The organism is Kribbella qitaiheensis (assembly GCF_014217565.1).
GTDB classification, from domain to species: Bacteria; Actinomycetota; Actinomycetes; order Propionibacteriales; family Kribbellaceae; genus Kribbella; species Kribbella qitaiheensis_A.
The window spans coordinates 604,018-627,147 of the sequence record NZ_CP043661.1 but is presented as its reverse complement, the minus strand read 5'-3'; the positions used below and the strand labels follow the sequence as shown (position 1 = coordinate 627,147).

The window sequence follows — 23,130 nt, the reverse complement described above, 5'->3', positions numbered from 1 at the left end:
AGCGCCGCGCGCTACCCGGTCCCGGCTGCCGCACCGTGGCGACCGCGGTGTCTCGGTGCCGACGTTCTTATGGTTGTGCAGGAGATGCGGATGACGGGCAATCGTCCCCGTCATCCGCATCGCGATCAGTTCGGGGCGTCCATCTGCTCGCGGAGGCTCCGCGGTCGCATATCTGTCCAGACCTCGTCCACGTAGGACATGCATTCCTGCCGATCGCCTTCCTTGCCGACCGGGCGCCAGCCGGGCGGCACATCGAGGGTCACCGGCCAGAGCGAGTACTGTTCCTCGTCGTTGACCAGAACCTGGTACCGGGTGTCTTCGTCATCCATCGGGCGTTCCTTTCTGTCGGGGTGAATCTGCTACCGCATCAGTGAGTCGTGGGAAGGTACGCAACGGCGGGGCGATGGTGGCCAGCAGCGCGACGGCCGCCATGCCCGCCGTGCAGAGCAGCACGGCTCGGCTCCCGGGCAAGAGCTCGGCAAGCAGCCCGCCGAGTGGTGGTCCGACGGCGCTCGCCGTCCCGGTGGCGACGGCCATCACCCCGCTCAGCCTCCCGCGCATACGTTCGGGGGTCAGCAGCAACTGCTGGGTGGCGATCGCAGTGTTCGCACTGGGTGGCAGAAACGCCATGGCGGCGAACAGGGCGCCCATGAGGTAGCCGCTGTCGATCACGACCGCGAGCGGGGCGAGCACAGCGAGCACCCAGAAGACCATGACGATCAACGCGTACGGGCTCAGCCGACGGCACAGCGCAGGGGCGGCGACGGCACCGAGGATGCCTCCCGCGCCGAGCATCGCGGCCATGACGCCGATCTCGCCCGCAGTGACTCCCCGCGCCGCCGTCAGCACGATGATGACGATGTAGTAGGCGGTGAAAAAGGCGTTGAGGCTGACTGCGCACAGCGCGACCGCGCGAATGTGGCGTTGCCGCCACATCCAGCGCAACCCCTCGCCCAGCTCGTCGCGGAAGCGGCTCGTGGATTCGCGGCGCTGGGTGCGCGGCGGCACACGCAGGAACATCAGCCGTATGCATGCGAACAGGTGGCTGAGCACCTCAACGGCGAACGGCAGGAACCGGCCGACGGCGAACAGGAAGCCGCCCGCCGCGGTACCGGCGAGCTGACCGAGGTGGCTGCGCGCCGTGTTCATGGCCACCGCCGCGGGGAGTTGCCGAGCCGGCACCAGCGCCGGCAAGCACGAGTACTCCGCCGGCTCGAACAACGCCGTACACAGTCCCAGGATCGCGGCCACCACGACCATGTGGGCAACGCTCGCCACGTCCCACCACAGGGCCACGACCAGGCTCGCGACCGCCAGCGCCTGCACCGCCTCGCACACGACCATCACGGTCTTTCGGTTCCACCGGTCGATCAGCACGCCAGCGGGCACGCCCGCGAGCAGGCGGGCCGCCGCGGCAGCACCCAGCACCAGCCCGGACGCCGTGGCCGAGCCGGTCGTCGTCAACACCACCAGCGGGAACGCGATCATCGCCGTGCTGAAGCCGAACTCCGACGCGGCCTGGCTCGTCCACAGCAGCCGGTACTCACGGTTCTGGACGAGTGTGGTCATCGGCGTTCCCCGTCCCCCCGGCACTCCTCGGCCATTCGCACCAGCGCGTCGGTGAACGCCGCCACCATCGGCTCCACCTCGGTCTCCGCCAGCAACTGCGGGTGGTAGGCCCAGGCGAAGCTCAGTCGCCCGGCTTCGGCCGCGCCCACGATCTCCACGGGGTGCTCATCCCGATCGGTCGGGTCGTAGTCCTGCCCGATGGAAGAAAGGACGGCCTGGTAGAGCCCCTGACCGCCCTCCGCCGGCCGCGCATCCCACTGCCCTAGGTAGTTGAACCCGACGCGAGGAGTAACGCCGGCGAGCCGCGCGCGTGCCGCAGTGGGACCGAGGTGACGCAGGGCACCGAAGCCAAGACCGTTCGCCGGAATGGCCCGCAGCTGCCTCCGGGTGGCGCGGACCAGGTCGCGCCACCCGGACACGTCGCCCGCCGGCACGTCGAGCACCACCGGGAACTGAGTGGTGAACCAGCCGACGGTCCGCGACAGGTCCACGTCGGGAAAGACGTCCTCCCGACCGTGGCCCTCGAGGTCGACACAGACACGTGCCTGCCCGGTCCCTTTCGACAGCGCCCACGCGAGCGCGGTGAGCAGGACGTCGTTGATGCCGGTGCGGTACACGGTGGGCGCCATCCGCAGCAGGGCCTCGGTGTCAGCCGCGTTCAGCACGACAGGCAGGACCCGGGGCGCGGTCATCGGCCGCACATCCGGCACCGGGGCGGCGGTGGCGGCGCACGTGTCGAGCGCAGCCGACCAGTGGTCCAACTCTCCGTCCAGACCGCCGCCGGCGGCGTGTCCGGACAGCCGGTGCGACCAATCCCGGAACGAGGTGGTCTTCGCGCCGAGGTCGACGGCGTCACCGCGCGCGGCCTGGCGGTACGCGGTGTCGAGGTCGTCGAGCAGGATCCGCCAGGACACCCCGTCGATCACCAGGTGGTGCGCGACCAGGAACAGGCACGGCGCCCGCCCCGGGCCCCTGTCGAACAGCGCCGCGTTCAGCAGCAGGCCGCCGCCCAGGTCGAAGCCGCGCTGCAGCTCGTCGGCGACCGTCGTCATGGCCGCGTCCTGGTCGTCGGCATCCCGCCCGGACAGGTCGTGCACCACAGGCAGCGCCACTGGTTCGGCCGGTGCGTTCTCCTGGTGCCACCGCCCGTCGGCGTGGACGAAGCGCATCCGCAGCGCGTCGTGGTGGCCGACCACCGCATCGAGCGCACGCCGCAGCGACCGCTCGTCGAGGTCCTCGGTCAGCTCGACCAGAACCGACTGGTTGAAGTGGTGATGGTTGGCCCGGTGAGTGGTGAAGAACCGGTGCTGGATGGGGGTGAGCGGCACTGGCCCGGTGACCGGCGCCGACACGACGGCACCGGCGTCGGCCACCGTCGTGACCGGGGCCAGCGCGGCGATGGTCTGGTGCAGGAACAGGTCCTTCGTTGTCAGCCGGAGTCCTGCCTTCCTGGCCCGGGCCACCACCTGGATGCTGAGGATCGAGTCGCCGCCGAGGCTGAAGAAGTTGTCCGTCACCCCGACCCGTTCCAGGCCCAGGACGCCGGCCCACAGGTCCGCCAGCATCCGCTCGGTCGGCGTACGAGGCGGTGTGTGCCCGGCTCCGGGGTCGGGCTCCGGCCGGGGAGTGGGCAGCGCGGCGCGGTCGAGTTTGCCGTTGGGGGTTCTAGGCAGCGCGTCGAGCCGGACGAAAGCCGACGGCACCAGGTAGTCCGGCAGGCGTGCCGCGAGGAACGTCCGCAGCACCTCGTCGTCCGGTCCCGCCGCGGTCGCAGGCGCGGGTACGACGTACCCGATCAGCCTGCGGTGACCGCGTGCCTCCGGGGCGGCCACCGCGGCCTCGACCACGTCGGGGTGGCACAGCAGCGCGGCCTCGACCTCACCGGGTTCGACGCGGTGCCCGCGGATCTTGACCTGCCGATCCGCGCGGCCCAGGTAGACGAGGTCGCCGTCGGACCGCCGCCGCACCAGGTCACCGGTGCGGTACATGCGCTCGCCCGCGGAGCCGAACGGGCAGCCCACGAACCGGTCGGCAGTCGGGGCCGGGTCGGTTCAGGTAGCCCCTTGCCACCCCGGCGCCCGCGACGTACAGCTCCCCGACCACACCGACCGGCACTGGGCGCAGGAGGCGGTCGAGCACGTAGAGCCGGGTGTTCCACGCCGGGCGTCCGATCGGGACGGCACCCGGTGCCGACCGGTCCCCCGGCTCGATCCGATGGTCCGCGCAGGCGACGGTCGTCTCGGTCGGCCCGTAGGAGTTGATGACGGTGACACCGGGGTGCGCCGCGCGCCACCCCTCGACCGCGGCGCCCAGCAGCTCCTCGCCGCCGAGCACGAGCTCGCCGGTCGGGGGGGCGCCCGCGGGCAGGGTGTCGAGCAGCGCGAGGTGGCTCGGCGTCGCCTTGAGGAATGTGCACGGCGCGGCAGCGCCACCGTCGAGGTCGGCCACCTGGATCTCGCCCCCGGCGAGCAGCGGCCCGTACAGCGTGGTCACGGTGCCGTCGAACGCGACCGACGTGTGCAGCGCCGCGGTCCCGGCCAGCCCGGGATACCCCCGCACCGCCCACGACAGGTAGTTCACGAGCGAACGGTGAGTGGTCACCACGCCCTTGGGCACGCCGGTGGAGCCGGAGGTGTAGATGGCGTACACCGGGTGGTCGGGGCGCAGCGGACAGGCGCGGTCGTCGTCGGTCAGGTCGGTGTCCGGGTGGCCGGCCACCACGTGGACGTCCGCGAGGTCGTCCAGCACCACCACCGGCCGCACGTCGTCGACGATCACCGCAATCCGCTCCGCGGGCTGGCCGGGCTCCACCGGGACGGTGGCCCCACCGGCCTTGAGCACCGCGAGCAGCGCGACCAGCAGCTCCACCGATCGGGGCAGGCACACCACCACGTACCGCTCCGGTCCGACGCCCTGGCCGACCAGCCTGTGAGCCAGCGCGTTGGCCCACGTGTTGAGCTCGCCGTAGGTCACCGACCGGTCCCCGTCGCTCACCGCCACGCGTTCAGCGCCACAAGCCACCTGGTCCTCGAACAGCCGAGGCACCGTCACCGCCGGCAACTCCTGGCGCGTGTCGTTCCAGACCGACAGCACCAGGCCACGCTCATCCTCGGCCAGCAGCGAGTGCTGGGCCAGCGGCCGGTCCGGCTCGGCCCCCATAGCGTCCAACAGGACCCGGAAGTGGCCGGCCATTCGCTCGACGGTCTCGGCGTCGTACAGGTCCGTGTTGTACTTCAGCCCCGCGTGCAGCCCGCCGCCGGGCATCTCCTGGAGCTCGAAGGTCAGGTCGAACGTGGCGGTGACCGACGGCAGGTCGACCTCCGCCAGGTCCAGGTCAGCGAGCCGCCCGGTCTCGTCCGGGATGTTCTGCAGGACCACCAACACGTCGAACAGAGGGCTCCGGCTGGTGTCGCGCGCCGGGGCGAGGTCGTCCACGACCCGCTCGAACGGCACGTCCTGGCTGGCGAAGGCGGCCAGCACGGTGTTCCGCACCTCGGCGAGGAACTCGCGGAAGGACACGTCCTCCCGCACCCGGGAGCGCAGCACCAGCGTGTTGACGAAGAACCCGATGAGGCGTTCCACCTCGGGCCGTTCCCGGCCGGAGGTAACCGTTCCCACCGCGACGTCGTCCTGACCCGACCACCGCGCGAGCAGCACTTGGACCGCGGCGACCACCGCGGTGAACAGCGTGCCGTCCTGCCGGCTCGCCACCCGCTTGAGCCGCGCGACGACCTCCTCAGGCACCGCGAACTCCAGCACGGCGCCGTTCGTGGTCTTCACCGCGGGCCGCGGCCGGTCGGTCGGCAGGTCGACGGGGCGCACCCCCTCCAGCTGCTCGCGCCAGTAGCCCAGTTGCTGGTCCAGCCCGCCGAGGGACTCCCGCTGCCACGCGGCGAAGTCGGCGTACTGCACCGGCAGTGTCGGCAGGTCCGGTGCCCCGCCCGCGCGGATTGCCTCGTACAGCGCGCTGAGGTCGCCGAGCATCACGACGTTGGACCAGCCGTCGGTGACGATGTGGTGCATCATCACGACCAGCGCGTGCTCGTCGACGGCCAGCCGAACCAGCCGCGCCCGCAGCAGCGGGCCGCGGCGCAGGTCGAACCCGCGTCCGCTCTCCTCGGCGAGGATCCGGTCCAGCTCGCCCGCGCGGTCCTGTTCGGACAGCGCGGTCAGGTCGGTGACCGGCACCGGCACCTCGGCAGGCGGGTGCACAACCTGCACGCCGGTACCGTCGGACTCGTCGAAGGTCGTGCGCAGCGACTCGTGCCGGGCGACCAGGGCGGACATCGCCCCGGCGAACGCGTCGACGTCCAGGTCCCCGCGCAGCCGCACCGCGAACGACGACTGGTAGGCCCTGCTGTCCGGGTCGAACTGGTCGAGGAACCACAGCCGCTGCTGGGCGAACGACAGCGGCAGCGGGCGATCCCTCGGAACCACCGAGATGCCGGCGACGGCGCCGCTCCCGGCCGTCCCGACCGCCGCGGCGAGGCCTGCGACCGTCGGCGTGGTGAACACCGCACGCGGTGACACGGCCGTGTCGAACGCGGCCCGGAGCCGCGAGATCACCTTGATGCTCAGGATGGAGTCGCCACCCAGCTCGAAGAAGTTGTCCTCGACCCCCACCCGCTCCACGCCAAGCACCTCGGCCCAGATGCGGGCGAGCTCCGCCTCGGTGGTGTTCCTCGGCGCCACGAAGGCGCGTTCCCGGTCGGGCACCCCATCCGGGGCCGGCAGCGCGGCGCGGTCCACCTTGCCGTTCGGGGTGAGCGGGAGCCGGTCCAGCCGGACGAACACCGACGGCACCAAGTAGTCGGGCAGCGAGCGGCCGAGCCACTCACGCAGCCGCGTGGACCCCGGCGGCTCGGTGGATTCTGTCGGCACGACGTAGGCCACCAACCGTTGGTGCCCCGTCTCGCTGCGGGCCATCACGACCGCCTCGGCGACGTCGGGGTGGGCCAGCAACGCCGTCTCGACCTCGCCCGGCTCGATCCGGAACCCCCGGACCTTCACCTGCTCGTCGGCCCGGCCGAGGTACTCGAGCACGCCCTCCTCGGTCCACCTCGTCAGGTCGCCGGTCCGGTACATCCGGGCGCCGGGCCGGGCTGACGGGTCGGCGAAGGGGTCGGCGAGATACCGGTCCGCGGTCAGCCCCGGCCGGTTCAGGTAGCCCCGCGCCACCTGGTCGCCGCCCAGGTACAGCTCGCCGGTGACACCGACAGGCACGGGACGCAGCTCGGCGTCCAGGACGTAGGCCGTGACGTTGCGCAGCGGCCTGCCGATCACCGGGCGGTCGCCGACGACCGGGGCGGCGACGGCGTCGACCGCGCACTCGGTGGGACCGTAGTAGTTGTAGCCGGTGCTGTCCGGTGCCGCGGCGACCTGCCGCCACAGCGCCTCGCCAACCGCCTCGCCACCGAGCATGACGATCCGGGGGCGGTGCCGCGGGCCGGCGAGGAGACCGGCCGCCACCAGCAGCTGGGCGTGGGCAGGGGTCAGGTCCAGCACGTCCATCCGGCGGCTGCGCACGTACTCGACTAGCGCCTCGGCGTCGAGCCGCACGTCGTCATCGAGCACATGCAGCTCGTGGCCGGCGACCAGGAACAGCAGCCCCTCCCACGACGTGTCGAACGAGAACGTCGCGGTCGAGGCGAACCGCAGCCGCCGCCCCGCGGTTTCGGCCTCCGGCCCGATCAGATGGGTGTGGTGGTCGAAGTACAGGTTGGTGAGCGCCCGGTGCTCGACGAGCACACCCTTAGGCGTGCCCGTCGAGCCGGAGGTGTAGATCAGGTAGGCGGGGTTGCCCGTGTGCAGCGGAGCGCTCCGGTCGGCGTCGGTCAAGTCGGCGGTCGACAGGGCGGCGAGGGTTGCCGCCGTCTCCTCGGTGTCGAGGAGCAGGTCCGCCCGGTCCCGGCACACCCGGGGGGCGCCAGTGGCGGAGACCACCACGACCGGCCGCGCGTCGTCCAGCAGGAACGCGACGCGGTCGGCGGGCAGGTCCGGATCGACCGGCAGGTAGGCCGCCCCGGACGTGAGGACGGCCAGGATGGCGACCACGATGTCCGCGCCACGTGGCAGCGCCAGCGCCACCACGCGCTCCGGCCCGGCACCCTTCGCCACGAGCAGGCGCGCGAGGCGGTTGGCCCGCGCGTAAAGCTCGGCGTAGTCGAGGGAGTCGGGGCCGGAGACCAGGGCAGTCTCGTGCGGCGTACGCCGCACCTGTTCCGCGAACACCTGCGCCACCGTCGCGGCCGGCACGTCGAGGCCAGTGTCGTTGAAGGTCTTGAGGACGCGGTCGCGCTGGGGCTCCGGCAGCGCGGACAGCTCCGCGAGCGACCGCTCCGGCCTGGCCGCGATGCGGGTGAGCACGGACTCCAGGTGCTCGGCGAGCCGCCGCGCGGTGGCGGCGGCGAACAGCCGGGGGTCGTACGCAAGCTCGAGGTGGAGCCGGTCATCGAGGTGGGCGCTGAGCAGGAGCGGGAACGTGGTGGTGTCCGACGCCTCGATCCCGGCGACCTGGACGCCCTGTTCGTCCGCCGGGGTGGTGTCGATCGGATAATTCTCGAATACGACCGCGGTGTCGAACAGGCTCGCTCCCGCCGGCAGGTCGCTCCAGGACTGGAGCTGGGCCAGCGACACGAACTCGTAGCGGCGGGACTCCGTCTGCGCTGCCTGCAACGCGGTCAGCCAGGGCAACAGTGACTGTTTACTAGAGACATCCACTCTGGTCGGCACGGTGTTGATGAACATGCCCACCATCGACTCCACGCCGGGCAGCTCAGCGGGCCGGCCGGAGACGGTGGTGCCGAACACGACGTCCCGCTCGCCGCTGAAACGGGACAGCAGCAGGGCCCACGCCCCCTGCACCACCGTGTTGAGGGTGAGACCGTTGCCCCGCACCATGTCTCGCAGCCGGGCCGAGGTCGTCGCGGGCAACTCGACCAGCACGGATTCGTCCGACTCGGCCGCGTGCGCCTCGCGTGGCGCCTGGTCGTAGGGCAGCGGGGTGGGCGCGGTCAGCCCGGCGAGCACCTGCCGCCAGTGCTGCTCGGCCTGTCCGGGGTCCTGGGCCGCCAGCCATTCCAGGTAGTCGCGGAACGGTCGCCGCGGTCCCGGGCCGGCCGTCGCCGGCCGGCCGGCGACGATCGCGGCGTACTCGTCGAACACCTCGCTGTAGACCTGCGCGGTGCTCCAGCCATCCAGGACGATGTGGTGCGACGTGGTGACGAGCAGCACTTCGTCGCCGGGCATCCTGGCGACGACCAGCCGCAACAGCGGCGCGGCGGCGAGGTCGAGTACGGCGGCACGGGCGGCGGCCAGCGCCCGCCGTACCTGCGCATCCACCTCGGCCGCGGGCAGGTCCCGCCAGTCGTGGTACGTGGCCGGCACTCGCACGCTCCGGTGCACGACCTGCAGCGGCTCGGCCACGCCCTCCCACACCACGGAGCTGCGCAGGATCGGTGTGCGGTCCACCACGCGCTGCCACGCCTCGGCGAGCGCCTCCGGCCGGCTCACCTGGCGCAGCCGCAGCTGGACCTGGTTGAGGTAGGCGCCCGAGCCCGGGGCGACGAGATTGTGGAACAGCATGCCGGACTGGAGCGGGGTGAGCCGGTAGATGTCCTCCACCGCGCGGCCGTCGCCCGCGATGCGGTCCACGGCCGCCTGGTCGAGCCCGGCGAGCGGGAAGTCGGACGGGGTGCGGCCGCCAGTGTCCGGTCGCGTGCAGTGGCCGATGATCTCCCGCAGGTCCGCGACCATCGTCTCGGCCAGCGCGCGCACCGTCGCCTCGTCGTGCACCGCGGTGGAGAACTGCCACTCCAGCTCGAGCACGCCGCCGGTGACTGCACCGATGACGTCCAGCAGGTACGGCCGTGGGCTGTGGGTGGCGGCATCCCGGCCGAGGGCTGGATGCTGCGCCACAACGAGACCGTCGTCGCCCGCCACGTCGAACCGGCCGTGGTAGTTGAAGCTGACCGGCGGCATCGGCTGGTCCAGGGCCGCCCGCGCCCTCGACCCGTCGGGGCTCAGGTACCGCAATGCCCCGTAGCTCAACCCCTGGTGCGGCACAGCCCGCAGCTGTTCCTTGACCGCCTTCAGCGTCGCGCCCCAGTCCGCCTCGGCCGGCACCTCCATGGCCACCGGGAACTGGGCGGTGAACCAACCGACGGTTCGGGACAGGTCCAGGTTCTCGAGCACGCCTTGCCGGCCGTGTCCCTCCACCGCGACCCAGGTCCGCAGCCGTCCGGTCCACCCGCATAGGGTCCTGGCGAGCGCGCTGAGCAGCACGTCGTTGACCTGGGTGCGGTACGCCTGAGGCACTCGGTGCAGCAGGGCCTCGGTGTCCTCGGCGCTCAGCCCGACCGCGACGGTGCCGGTCGAGCCGGTGGTGTTCGCTCCAGCGTGGTCCACTGGCAGCTCGTCGTCAGTGATGGACTGGTCGGCCCAGTGGTCGACGGCGTCGTCGAGGGCCCCACCGCGTACGTGCTCGGCCAGCCGGAGCGCCCACCGGTCGAACGGGCAGCCCACCGGCGCCAGCCGGACCGCTGCACCGGCGCGGACCTGCTCGTAGGCCGTGCGCAAGTCGGCGAGCAGGATCCGCCAGGACACACCGTCGACCACGAGGTGGTGCGCGACGAGCAGCAACCGCGGGCGTCGGCCGGCGCCGAGGCGGCACAGCAGGGCCCGGACCAGCGGGCCCTCGGTGATGTCCAGCATCGCCTGCGCGGCGTCGCCGAGGTCCGCGAGTCGTTTCCACCGAGCCTCGTCGTCGAGGCCGGTCAGGTCGTGCACGGAGAACTCGACCGTGGCCAGGTCCGGGTCGGCGGTCTGGCGCCAGCCCTCGTCGCCCCGCTCGAACCGGGTGCGCAGGGCGCCGTGGTGCGTGCCCAGAGCAAGCACCGCGGTCCGCAATGCCGGCTCGTCGACATCGTCGGCCAGCTCCAGGTGCAGCGACATCGTGAAGTGGTGGGGATCTGCTCCCGCCGCCACCTGGTCGTCGAGGAACCAGTGCTGGATCGGGCTCACCGGCGCCGGTCCGGTGACCGGCAGGTGGGCGGTCTCGTCGAGCAGCGCCGAGCCGGCGACGACGGCCAGCTCCGCGACCGTCTGATGCCCGAAGATGTCCTTGGGGGTCACCCGCAGCCCAGCCTGCCGCGCCCGGGACACGACCTGGATGCTCAGGATCGAGTCACCGCCGAGGCCGAAGAAGTTGTCCTCGACGCCGACCTCGGCGAGCCCGAGCACGTCGGCCCAGATCTCGGCCAGCAGGCGTTCCGCGTCGGTACGCGGTGGCACCCGTTCCGACCCCGCCGCGGAGCCGAAGTCGGGGGCGGGCAGTGCCTCGCGGTTCAGCTTTCCGCTGACGCTCATCGGCAGCACGGCCATGGGCACGACCGCCGAGGGCAGCATGTACTCCGGCAGCAACGGCTTCAGGAACGCCACCGTCGCCGTCCGGTCCGGACACGAGCTGCCGGGACGCGGTACGACGTAGGCCACCAGCCGGGCCGGGTCCTGGCCGTCCCTGCGCGCCACCACCGCCACCTCAGCCACGTCCGGGTGGCGGTGGATCGCGGTCGCCACCTCGCCGGGCTCGACGCGGTGGCCGCGGATCTTGACCTGGTCGTCGGCCCGGCCGAGGTAGACCACGGCGCCATCGGCACGACGGCGCGCACGGTCCCCGGTCCGGTACATCCGCTCGCCGGCGGCCGCGAACGGGCAGGCCACGAACCGGTCGGCGGTCTGGCCCGGCCGGTTGGCGTATCCCCTGGCGAGCCCGGTGCCGGCGACGTACAGCTCACCGGCGGCACCGAGCGGCGCCGGCCGCAGGAACCGGTCAAGCACGTACACGCGGGTGTTCCACACCGGGTGTCCGATGGGCACCGGGCCGGCGACTATGTCGGTGCCCGGCTCGATCCGGAACTCCATACAGCCGACTGTGGCCTCGGTCGGCCCGTACTCATTGATCACCGTGCCGCCCGGGTGAGCCCGCCGCCAGTCGCTGACCGCGGCGGCGAGCAACTGCTCCCCACCGACCACGAGCTCGCAGGTCGGCGCGGACTCAGGCGGCACCGTCGCGAGCAGACCGAGGTGGCTCGGGGTGGCCTTGAGGAAGGCGCACGGCTCTCCCGGTCCCTCGGCCAGGTCGGCAATCCGGATCGACCCGCCGGCCAGCAGCGGCCCGTACAGCGTCGTCACGGTCAGGTCGAACGCGGCCGAGGTGTGCAGCAGGGCCGACTCACCGAGGGCGGCATAGGCGTCGACCGCCCATAGCAGGTAGTTCACGACCGACCGCTGGGTCACCGTGACCCCCTTCGGGCGGCCGGTCGATCCCGAGGTGTAGATCACGTACATCGGGTTGTCCAAAGCGCCGGGCCGGGTGCCGGGATCGGTGTCCGGGTAGCCGTCCACCGCGCGCACTGCGTCGACCGTGTCCAGCACCGTGACCGGGTCGAGGTCTGCGAGGATCGCCGCGGTGCGGTCGTCGGGGTGCCCCGGCTCGACGGGCACGTAGGCCGCACCGGCTTTCAGCACAGCGAGCACGGCCACCACCAGGTCCACCGAGCGCGGCAGTGACACCAGGACGAACCGCTCCGGCCCGGCACCGGCGGCGACCAGCTTGTGGGCCAGCCGATTGGCGAGGACGTCCAGCTCCCGGTAGGAGATCGATCGCGTGCCGTCACTGACCGCGGTCCGGTCCGGCAGCCGGACCGCCATCGCCGAGAACAGTTCGGGCACGGTGGCGTCCGGCACCTCCCGCGCGGTGTCGTTCCACTCGGCCAGCACCTGGTGGCGTTCGGCGGCGGGCAGCGGTGACAGTTCCGCCACCGGCCGGTCGGGATGGGCTGCGATCTCGGTGAGCAGGGTGTGCAGGTGCGCACCCATACGCTCGATCGTCGTCGCGTCGAATAGGTCGCGGTTGTAGTTGAGCGCGCAGTGCAGCCCGCCGTCCAGCTCCGCGAACTGGATCGTGAGGTCGAAGCTCGCCGTCACGACCGGAACGGGCAGCTCCTCGGCCACGAGGCCCGGCAGGTCGGCCACCTGCTCCCGGATGTTCTGCAGCACCAGCATGACGTCGAACAGGGGGGTCCGGCTGGTGTCCCGCTCCGGCCGGACCTCGTTGACGACCCGCTCGAACGGCACGTCCTGGTGGGCGAAGGCGGCCAGCACCGTCTGCTTCACACCTGCCAGGAGGTCGAGGAAGGCGCCGTGCCGGTCCACCGTGGACCGAAGGACGACGGTGTTGATGAAGAACCCGACCAGGTTCTCCAACTCGGTGCGCTCGCGTCCGGAGGTCACCGTGCCCAGTGCGACGTCGTCCTGGTCCGACCAGGTCGCGAGGAGCACCTGGGCCGCGGTAACCAGGACCATGAACAGCGTGGCTTCCTGCTGTTGTCCCAGGACCTTCAGCCGCGTGGTGACCTCGCTCGGAACGCTCACCTCCACCACGGCGCCGCTGGTGGTGCGCGCCGGGGGGCCGCGGCCGGTCGGTCGGCAGTTCCAGCCGTGGCACGCCCTGGAGCTGACGGCGCCAGAACGCCAGCTGCCCGGCGAGGTCCGTTTCGGACAGTGTGGCACGCTGCCATGCCGCGAAGTCGGCGTACTGCAGGGGCAGTGGAGGCAGGTCGTGCGGTCTGGCCTCGACCGCGGCGCCGTACAGCTCCCCCAGGTCGCGCGCGATGACCCCGCTGGACCAGCCGTCGGTCACGATGTGGTGCATCATCAGGCTGAGCACGTGCTCGTCGTCGGCCAGCCGCACCAGGCGGGCTCGCAGCAGGGGCCCTTCGCGCAGGTCGAACAGGCGGGTGGCTTCCTCGAGCAGCACGGCGTCCAGCTCCGCGTGGCGCTCGTGCCGCGGCAGTGGCCGCAGGTCGAGCAGTGGGACCGGTGGCGCGGCGGGTGGATGCACGATCTGCCCGGCTTCTCCGTCGACCACGTCGAACGTGGTGCGCAGCGACTCGTGCCGGGCGATGAGGGCGGTCAGCGCGTGCCGGAGCCCGTCCACGTCGAGCCGGCCGCGCAACAGCAGCACCTGAGGGGTGACGTACTCGCTGCCCGCGGGCTCGAACTGGTTGAGAAACCACAACCGCTGCTGTGCGAACGACATCGGCGCCGCACCGTCGCGGGGTGACACCGGGATCGCGGCGGGCGCCGGACCACCGGCACCGTCGTCGCCGGCCGTGACCGCGGCCGTGAGCTGGGCGACCGTCGGGTGGTCGAAGAGCATCCTCGGTGACAGGTCGGTGCCGAGGACCGCGCGCAGCCGGGACATGACCCGGATGCTCCGGATGGAGTCACCGCCGAGGGCGAAGAAGTTGTCCCGCACGCCGATGCCCGAGATGCCGAGAACCTCCGACCAGATCCGAGCCGTTGCCCGTTCCAGGTCGGTGGTGGGCGCGACGTGGCCGGGATCTGTCACCTCGCTCCAGTCCGGTTCGGGCAGTGCGCGCCGGTCCACCTTCTTGCTGGGTGTCAGGGGGAACCGGTCGAGCGGGACGAACGTCGACGGGACCATGTGGTCCGGCAGCGACCGTTTCAGCCACGTCCGCAGTTCGACCGCGGTGGGCACCACTGCGCCCGGCGCGACGATGTAGGCGGTCAGCCGAGGGCCGGCCGCGTCGTTGCGCGCGACGACGACGGCTTCGACCACGTCGGGGTGCGCCAAGAGGACGTGCTCGATCTCGCCCGGCTCGATCCGGAACCCCCGGATCTGCAGTTGGTGGTCGATGCGGCCGAGGAACTCGATGGTGCCATCCGGCCGGTACCGGCCACGATCGCCGGTCCGGTACAGCCTGCCCCCCGGTGGACCGAACGGGTCGGCGACGAAGCGCTCGGCGGTCAGGCCAGGTTTGCCCGCGTACCCGCGCCCCACCCCGTGCCCGCCGATGCAGAGCTCGCCCGAGATCCCCACCGGGACCGGGTTGAGGTCGGCGTCGAGGACGTGTACCCGCGTGTTGGCGATGGGCCGTCCCAGCGGCACGAACGCCGCGTCGGGCAGGGCGTCACGGGTCGCGGCGAACACGCAGGTGTCGATCGTGGTCTCGGTGGTGCCGTAGACGTTGACGACGGTGGTGCCGGGTGTGAGGTGGTCCAGCAGCTCGGTGCAGTCGCCGGTGCGCCATCCTTCGGAGCCGATCGACAGCAGGTCGAAACGGGGCAGCGGCCGCGCCCGCTGCGCGGCCTCCTCGGCCAGTGCGGTGGCCATGGACGGCACCAGCTCGATCGCCGTGCCGTCCGCCTCATCGACGAAGTCCAGCAGCCGCGCGGGGTCGGTGACGACATCCTCCGGCGCGATGACCACGGCACCCCCGAACAAGGTGGAACGGAGTACGTCGGCGGTGAACAGGTCCACGGTCAGCCCGGTGACGCAGATGAAGCGCAGTGGCCGTTCGGACAGCCCGTACCGGTCGTCCCACGCGGCGACGATGTGGTCGAGCTGCCGGTGCTCGATCATCACGCCCTTGGGTCGTCCCGTGGAGCCCGACGTGTAGGCGAGGTAGGCGAGGTCCCATGGGCCGGCACTGTTCTCCGGCGCGGTTGGCGGGGTCGTCGGCCAGGCGCCGAGGTCGCCGGCGCACTCGTCCAGCACGACCGGGATGGCGCCGGTCTCCGGCAGTCGCCCGGCCACGGCACGGTGGGTCAGCACCGAGCCCGCCCCGGAGTCGGTGAGCAGGAACTCCAGGCGGTCGAACGGTTGCGCCGGATCCATCGGCAGATAGGCCGCGCCGGTCCGCAGTACCGCGAGGATGCCGACCACTACGTCCGCCGACCTTGGCAAGGCCAGTGCCACAACACTGCCGCGGCGTGCGCCGTGGCTGGCCAGGTGGTGCGCGAGCTGGTTCGCCCGCACGTCCAGCTCGGCAAAGGTGAGGCTGGTCGCTCCATCGACCACGGCGACGGCGCCTGGTGCGCGCCGCACTTGCTCGGTGAACAGCGCTCCGAGGCCCCGATACGGCCTGCCCAGCATCGCCGTGTCGTTCCACGTCATGACGGTGCGCCGGTACTCGTCCTCGGACAGCCACGGCAGTCGCGCGAGCGGCCGGCACGGGTCGGCGACGATGCCCCGGAGCAGGCCGCCGAGGAGGTCCGCGAGCCGGTGCGCGGTCGCCGCGTCGAACAGCGCGGGGTCGTAGCCGAGCTCCAGGACAAAGCGGTCTTCGCCGAGGTAGGCGCTGAGCACCAGCGGCAGGTTCGTGGTGTCACGGGCCGCCAGGTCGACGACCCGCACCCCGCCCGCCACCGTCACACCGGCGAGCGGGTAGTTCTCGAACACCACCACGCTGTCGAAGAGGTTCACGCCGGCAGGGACGTCGCTCCAGGACCGGAGCCGCGCCAGCGACACGTGGTCGAACCGGCGCGACTCGACCTGCGCGGCCTGCAGGTCGTGCAGCCAGGCGATGGTGTCCTGGCCGCTCGGCACCCGGACCCGGGCCGGCACCGTGTTGATGAACATGCCGACCATCGACTCCACGCCCGGCAGCTCGGCCGGGCGCCCCGACACCGTGGTACCGAACGCGACGTCCCGTTCGCCGCTGGTGCGCGACAGCAGCAGCGCCCACGCCCCCTGCACGACGGTGTTCGCGGTGAGGCCGTGGCGCCGGGTCAGCTCCCGCAGCCGCGCCGCGTCCCCGGCTCCGATCTCGACCGTCACCGCCGCACCGGACTCCGTCCGGTGCGCCTCGACCGGGGGCCGGTCGTAGGGCAGCGAGGTAGGTGCGGTGAACCCGGCCAGCTCGCCTCGCCAGTGCTCTGCCGCCGCGGTATCGTCCTGCTCGCCCAGCCACCGCACGTAGTCGCCGAAGGGGCGGCGGGTCACCACATCCTGGTGGCGGCCCTCGGTGATCGCCGCGTACTGCGCGCACACCTCATCGAAGACCTGGGCGGTGCTCCACCCGTCCAGCACGACGTGGTGGGAGGTCCAGACGAGCAGGACCTCGTCGTGGGACAACCGCGCGATGGCGAGTCGCATCAGCGGCGGCGTGGTCAGGTCGATTCCCTCGGCGTGGTCCTCGGCCAGCAGCGTACGCAGCCGCACGTCCCGGTCGGCCTCGTCCAGCGCGCGCCAGTCGTGGTGGGTGACCGGGACCGTCACCTCGCGGTGCACGACCTGCACCGGCTCGTCCACGTCGTGCCAGACCAGCGAGCTGCGCAGGACCGGCGTACGGTCGACCACCCGCTGCCAGGCGTCGGCGAAGGCCTCCGGATCGGCGACGCCGTGCAGACGAAGGCGGAACTGGTCGAAGTAGGCGGTCGCGCCGCCGTCGACGAGGCTGTGGAACAGCATCCCGGACTGCAGCGGCGTCAGCGGGTACACGTCCTCGACGCCACAGCCGTCGCCGACGATCCGGTCCACACCCGCCTGGTCCAGCCGGGCCAGGGGGAAGTCCGACGGGGTGCGGCCGCCCGCATCGGGGCGCGCGCAGTGCTCGACGAGGTCGCGCAACGCCCGCACCATGTCCTCGGCCAGCCGTCGCACCGTGCTCTCGTCGTGCACTTGGTCGGAGTAGATCCAGCTCAACGCCAGCTCGCCATGCTCGACGGCGCCGACGACGTCGAGCAGGTGCGGGCGGATGCTGTCCGGAGCATGGTCGCGACCGGCCGGTGCGCAGCGGGCGCGGTAGATGCTCTCCTCGCTCGTGGCCACGTCCCATCGGCCGTGGTAGTTGAAGCTGATGCGCGGCTCGGCTCCCGCGGGGAGCCGGGTGGGCTCGGCCAGGTACCGCAGGGCGCCGTAGGACAGGCCGCGTTGGGGGACCGCTCGCAACTGCTCCTTGACCGATTTGATCGTCGCCGCCCAGTCCGGCGCGGCCGGAACGGCCAGCGCGAGCGGGTACTGGCTGGTGAACCAGCCGATGGTGCGGGACAGGTCGACGCCATCGAGGATTTCCTCGCGGCCGTGGCCCTCCATGGTGACCAGGACGCGGTCCCGTCCCGTCCACCCGGCCAGCACCCGGCCGAGCGCGCTGAGCAGCACGTCGTCAACCTGCGTGCGGTAGACGGGCGGCACCTGGTGCAGCAGCGCGTCGGTCTCCGCGCGGCCGAGCCGGACCGTCACCACGCGGGCGCTGTCCGCGGTGTTCGCAGTGTTCGCGCCAGGGCGGTCCACGGGTAGCGTTGGGTCGGCGCGCTCGGACATCGCCAGCCAGTGGTCGAGGTCGCCGTCCAGTCCGCCGGAACGGACGTGCTCGGCCAGCAAGTGCGCCCACTGGGCGTGCGTGGCGCCGACCGGGTCCAGCTCGATCGCAACGCCCTCGGCGGCCTGCCGGTAAGCGGCCTCCAGGTCGCCGAGCAGGATGCGCCAGGACACGCCGTCCATTACGAGGTGGTGTGCGGCGACGAACAGCCGCGGCGGCGCGCCCCGCTCGGTGAACAGCAGGCCGGCGACCAGGGGGCCGGCATCGAGGTCCATGTTCCCCTGAGCGGCCAACACCGCGTCCTCGACGGCCTGCTGCCGGTCCGGCACCGCCATCTCGGACAGGTCGACCACGCGCAGGAGCCCGGTGGGCGCATCGGGCAGAACGTCCTGGCGCCACTGCCCGCCCACTTGGTCGATCCGGGTGTGCAGCGCGTCATGCCGGGCCACCACCGCGTCGAACGCGACGCGGAGCGCGGCCGTGTCGACGCCCTCGGCGAGCGTCACGAAGGTCGACATGGCGAAGTGCGGCAGCGGACCATGGTGCGCGAGGAACCACTGCTGGATCGGGGTCAGCGGCGCGGCTCCCGTGAGCTGGGGCAGGGTGACCGCGACCGCGCCGTCCTCAGCGTCGACCACGGTCGCCAGCTGGGCGACGGTCTGGTGCCGGAACACGTCCCGCGCCGTCAGGTGCAGACCGGCCTGCCTGGCGCGCGACACCATCTGGATGCCGAGGATGGAGTCGCCTCCCAGGCTGAAGAAGTTGTCCTCGGTGCCGACCCGGTCGACCCGCAGCACCTCGGCCCAGATGCCGGCCAGCTCCCGCTCGGTCGGCGTGCGCGGCTGCACGTAGACCGAGTCGCGCCGGGCCTGTTCGCCGGGGGCCGGCAGCGCCCGCCGGTCGAGCTTCCCGTTGCGGGTCAGCGGCAGCTCTGCGAGCGTCACGAACACCGAGGGCACCATGTGATCGGGCAGGCCGCGGCGCAGCGCGTCGCGCAGCTCTCCCGCACCGGGCTCGGCACCGTCGGCCGGCACGACGTAGGCGACCAGCCGCTGGTGGCCACTGACGCCGGCACCGCCGTCGGTGTGCACCACCACGGCCGCCTCGGCGACTGCGGGGTGGCGCAGCAGCGTCGCCTCGATTTCGCCGAGCTCGATGCGGAACCCGCGGATCTTGACCTGCTGATCGACCCGTCCCAGGTACTCCAGGTTCCCGTTCGGGCGCCAGCGCGCGAGGTCGCCGCTGCGGTACATGCGGGAGCCGGGTTCGCCGAACGGGTTCGCGACGAACCGATCGGCGGTCAGGCCGGGCCGGTTCAGGTAGCCGAGCGCCAGCCCGGCGCCCGCGACATACAGCTCGCCGGTCACCCCTGGCGGCACCGGCGACAGCGTCGCGTCCAGCAGGTAGGTGCGCAGGTCGGGGATGGCGCTGCCGACCACGCTGCCCCCGCGCCGTACGTCGTCGCGCCCGAGCGCGAGGTGGGTCACGTGCACCGTGGTCTCGGTGATCCCGTACATGTTGACCAGTACCGGCGCGCCCTCGGGGTGGCGGGCGTACCAGCCATCGAGACGGCGCGGGTCCAGCGCCTCGCCGCCGAAGACCACGTACCGCAGGTGCGGTAGTCCGCCGCCGACGGCCTTGTCCTGGGCCACCAGCTGGTAGAACGCGGACGGCGTCTGGTTGAGGACCGTGACGCGTTCGCGCGCCAGCAGCCGGTGGAACTCTTCCGGCGACCGCGACACGGCGTGCGGCACGACGACCAGCCTGCCGCCGTGCAGCAGCGCGCCCCACAGCTCCCACACGGAGAAGTCGAACGCGTAGGAGTGGAAGAGGGACCACACGTCCCGAGGGCCGAAGTCGAACCGGTCGCGGGTGGCGGAGAACAGGCGGACCACGTTCGCGTGCGGCACCACCACGCCCTTGGGGGCGCCGGTGGAGCCGGAGGTGTAGATCACGTACGCGGGGCTGCCCGGGACGAGCCCGGCCTCCGGGTCGAGCGGGGTGGCCGGGCTCGCCGCGAGCCCTTCGCGGTCGGCGGGGTCGTCGAGCACGAGCCGGGGAACGTCGGGATCCAGCTCCGGCAAGGCGATGCCGGCCGACACGACCAAGACCGGATCGCAGTCCTGGAGCGTGGCGGCGATGCGGTCGGCCGGGTTCCCCGGGTCGACGGGGACATATGCCGCGCCGGTCTTGAGCACGGCCAGTACCGCGACGACGACGTCGATCGACCGGGGCAGGACCAGTGCCACGAACCGGCCGGGACCGGCACCCAGCTCGGCGAGCCGGTGGGCGAGGCGGTTCGCGCGCGCCTCGAGGTCCGCGTAGGAGAGGTCGGTGCCCTCGCAGGTCACCGCCGTCGCCTCGGGTGTCTTGGCGACCTGGGCCGCGAACAGCTCCGGCAGGGTGGCCGTCACCGTGGAGTGACCGGCGCCGTTCCACTCGACGAGCACCTGCCGCCGCTCGGTGTCGGTGAGCATCGGCAGGCGCGCCATCGGCGTGTCAGGGTGGTCGACCAGCGCCCGCAGCAGAGTCGTCAGGTGCTCGGCCATGCGGGCGATGGTCGCCGAGTCGAACAGATCGGTGTTGTATTCCAGCGCGACAGACAGGTCACTGGAGCCGCTCCGCTCCTCGAACTCCAGGGTGAGGTCGAAGTTCGCGGCACGCCGCGTCAGCCCCATGCCCTCGACGTCGAGCCCGGCGAGCTGGGGGCGCCTGCTCGGCGTGTTCTGCAGCACCACTAGTACGTCGAACAACGGGTTGCGGCTGGCGTCCCGCTCGGTGTGCAGGGACTCGACCAGCCGATCGAACGGCACCTCGTCGTGGTCGAACGCGTCGAGGACGGTGTTCCTGGCCTCGGCGACGAACTCCCGGAACGTCTGCCCGCCATCCACGGTGGCGCGGAGCACCAGGACGTTGACGAAGAACCCGACGAGCGAGCTCAGCTCGGCCCGGCCGCGGCCGGTGACCGCCGTTCCCACTGCGACGTCATCCTGACGGGCGTAGCGGGCAAGTAGCACCTGGCACGCGGCGGCCAGGACGGTGAACAGGGTGGTGTCCTGGTTCCTGGCGAGCCCGTGCAGTGCGGTCAGGACCTCCCCTGGCACGGAGAACTCGTGCAGCGCGCCCGCCGAGGTGCGGACCGCGGGGCGGGGCCGGTCGATCGGCAGATCGAGCGGAGCGAGTCCGGACAGCTGCTCCCGCCAATAGTCCAGGTGCCGCTCCAGCTCCGCGGACGCGCGTTCCCGCTGCCACACCGCGAAGTCGCCGTACCGCACCGGCAGCGGCGGCAGCTCCACCTGCTCGCCGCGGACCGCCGCGTCATAGAGCGTGCTCAGCTCGCCGGCCAGCACGCCCATCGACCAGCCGTCGGTGACGATGTGGTGCGCGTTGAGCAACAGGACGTGCTCGTGGCCGGACAGCCGCAGCAGTAGCGCACGGAACACCGGGCCACGCCGTAGGTCGAAGGGCCGCGCGTACTCCCGGGACAGCACCTCGTCGAGCGCACCGGGCGCGACGTCGACCACCGGCACGGACAGCTCGACGGCGGGGTTGACGACCTGCACCGCCGCGCCGTCGACCTCGTCGAATGTGGTCCGCAGCGACCCGTGGCGGTCCACGAGGGTCTGCAGGGCGCCGGTGAGGGCCGGTGACTCCAGTGGGCCGCGCAACCGCAGGACGAGCGCGCTGTTGTACCCGGCCGGGTCGAGCTGGAACTCGTTGAGGAACCACAGCCGCTGCTGTGCGAAGGACAGCGGCAGCGGCACCCCCTGCGGGGCAGGTGGGATGACCGTGGACCGCTCGGCGGCGCCCGCGAGCCTGCGGCGCACCTCCTCCCGCAGGTTCGCGGGTAACGCCGCGAAGCGGTCGCGGTTCGACAACGTCATCTCGGTCTCCTTGATCGGTCGTCGTTCGATCTGTCATCGAACTCGGCCAGCTCGACCTCGCTCAAGATCTTGTTCTCCACCAGCTCCGCCAGCCCGGCGACCGTGCGGGCGGTCATGACCTCTCGCGGCGACACCGCCACGTCGAACAAGGCCGTGGCCTGCGACGAGATCAGCAGGCTCTGCACGGAATCGCCGCCGAGCTCGAAGTAGCCGTCCGTCGTCCCGACCCGCTCCGCGCCGAGCACCTCACTCCAGATCGCCACGAGCACCCGCTCGGTATCGGTCTCAGGCGCCATGTACTCGGTCCCGGCTGTGCCCGCGGCCGGCGCGGGCAGGGCGCGGCGGTCGAGCTTCCCATTGGCGGTCAGCGGCAGCTCGTCGAGCACGACGAATGCCGAGGGCACCATGTAGTCGGGGACGGACCGCGCCAGCGCGGCGCGCAGCTCGTCGACCGGAACGACCGCCCCGTCGGCGGGCACCAGGTAAGCCACCAGGCGCTTGCGGCCCGGCTCGTCCTCCCTGGCGAGCACCACCGCCGCGCGGACCGCGGGGTCCTCCTCGATGCGGACCTCGATCTCGGCGGGCTCGATCCGGAACCCGCGGACCTTCACCTGGTCGTCGATCCGGCCCAGGATCTCGAGCACGCCGTCCGGTCGCCAGCGCGCGAGGTCCCCGGTCCGGTACATCCGCTCCCCCGCCGTCCCGTACGGGCTCGCGACGAACCGGTCCGCGGTCAGCCCCGCGCCGGTGACGTATCCCCGGGCGAGCCCTGCTCCGGCGATGCACAACTCGCCCGCCACCCCCGGCGGCACCGGCCGCAGCGCGGCGTCCAGCACGAAGACCCTGGTGTTGTCCAGGGGCCGGCCGATCGGCACCACGTCGGGCACCGCGTCGGCGTCGGTCATCGGGTACCAGGTGGCGTAGGTGGTGGTCTCGGTCGGGCCGTACACGTCGACCACGGTCAGCTCCGGGCAGGCGGTGAGCACCCGGCGCAGCGCGGCGGCGGGGACGGCCTCCCCACCGGTCCACACCTCGCGAGCCCCCGCGAACGCGTCGGGCCGTTCCTGGGCGACCGCGCGGAACAGTGCGGTCGTGAGGAACACCGCCGTCACACCGTGCTCCCGGATCACCCTGCGCAGCAGCCCGGCGTCGGTGTCTCCCTGCGGCGCGACCACCACCTGGCCGCCGGTGAGCAGCGGCGTCCACACCTCGTAGGTGGACGCGTCGAAGGCCAGCGGCGAGTGCAGCAGGACACGGTCGTGACCGCCGCCCCGGAAGCTCCGGTCGAGGGCGAGCGCGACCACGTCCCGGTGTCGCACTCCGACGCCCTTGGGCACACCGGTAGAGCCCGAAGTGTGCATCACGTAGGCGAGGTTGTCCCGGCGCGCCACGGCGGTCGGCGAATCGGCGGGCTCCTGCCACACCGCCGGGTCGTCCACCACCACGACCGGACCACTGTGGACGGCGTGAGCGTCCTGCTGCCACGACCGGTCGGTGACCAGCACCCCGATGCCGCAACCCTCCACGACCGTGCGCAGCCGCGCCAGCGG

Annotated in this window: 5 protein-coding genes and 2 pseudogenes; all 7 read right to left on the bottom strand. The window is 72.2% G+C overall.

The genetic code is table 11. From position 1 onward, the window contains the following. Window positions 1–125: 125 nt before the first annotated feature. Window positions 126–329, bottom strand: a complete 204-nt coding sequence (locus tag F1D05_RS02720) for an MbtH family protein (protein ID WP_185445854.1) — start codon at window positions 327–329, stop codon at window positions 126–128. Further along, window positions 322–1,569 carry an MFS transporter gene (locus tag F1D05_RS02715; protein WP_185445853.1) on the bottom strand — a complete coding sequence of 416 codons (1,248 nt, stop codon included), beginning with the start codon at window positions 1,567–1,569 and terminating at the stop codon, window positions 322–324. Before F1D05_RS02715 ends, F1D05_RS02720 begins: the two co-directional genes overlap by 8 nt. Next, window positions 1,566–3,557: a condensation domain-containing protein gene (locus F1D05_RS38620; RefSeq protein ID WP_206686055.1), complete on the bottom strand. Its 1,992-nt coding sequence runs from the start codon at window positions 3,555–3,557 to the stop codon at window positions 1,566–1,568. The genes F1D05_RS02715 and F1D05_RS38620 overlap by 4 nt, the downstream gene beginning before the upstream one ends. Next, a complete protein-coding gene (locus F1D05_RS38615) occupies window positions 3,541–13,002 on the bottom strand; it encodes a non-ribosomal peptide synthetase (protein WP_206686054.1) in 9,462 nt (3,153 codons plus the stop codon). Before F1D05_RS38615 ends, F1D05_RS38620 begins: the two co-directional genes overlap by 17 nt. A 49-nt stretch (window positions 13,003–13,051) precedes the next feature. After that, a pseudogene (locus F1D05_RS39615) lies at window positions 13,052–21,580 on the bottom strand (amino acid adenylation domain-containing protein); the annotation flags it as partial. Continuing rightward, window positions 21,577–21,876, bottom strand: a complete 300-nt coding sequence (locus F1D05_RS02705; protein ID WP_185449867.1) for a phosphopantetheine-binding protein — start codon at window positions 21,874–21,876, stop codon at window positions 21,577–21,579. The gene F1D05_RS02705 and the pseudogene F1D05_RS39615, both read right to left, overlap by 4 nt. Before the next feature lie 114 nt (window positions 21,877–21,990). Further along, window positions 21,991–23,106: pseudogene (locus F1D05_RS42755) on the bottom strand (amino acid adenylation domain-containing protein); the annotation flags it as partial. Window positions 23,107–23,130 lie beyond the last annotated feature (24 nt).

Excerpts from the sequence above, each read along its gene's own strand:
- F1D05_RS38620 (WP_206686055.1), bottom strand. The coding sequence starts at position 3,557 with ATGTACCGCACCGGTGACCTGGTGCGGCGGCGGTCCGACGGCGACCTC.
- F1D05_RS02705 (WP_185449867.1), bottom strand. The coding sequence starts at position 21,876 with ATGGCGCCTGAGACCGATACCGAGCGGGTGCTCGTGGCGATCTGGAGT.
- F1D05_RS02720 (WP_185445854.1), bottom strand. The coding sequence starts at position 329 with ATGGATGACGAAGACACCCGGTACCAGGTTCTGGTCAACGACGAGGAA.
- F1D05_RS02715 (WP_185445853.1), bottom strand. The coding sequence starts at position 1,569 with ATGACCACACTCGTCCAGAACCGTGAGTACCGGCTGCTGTGGACGAGC.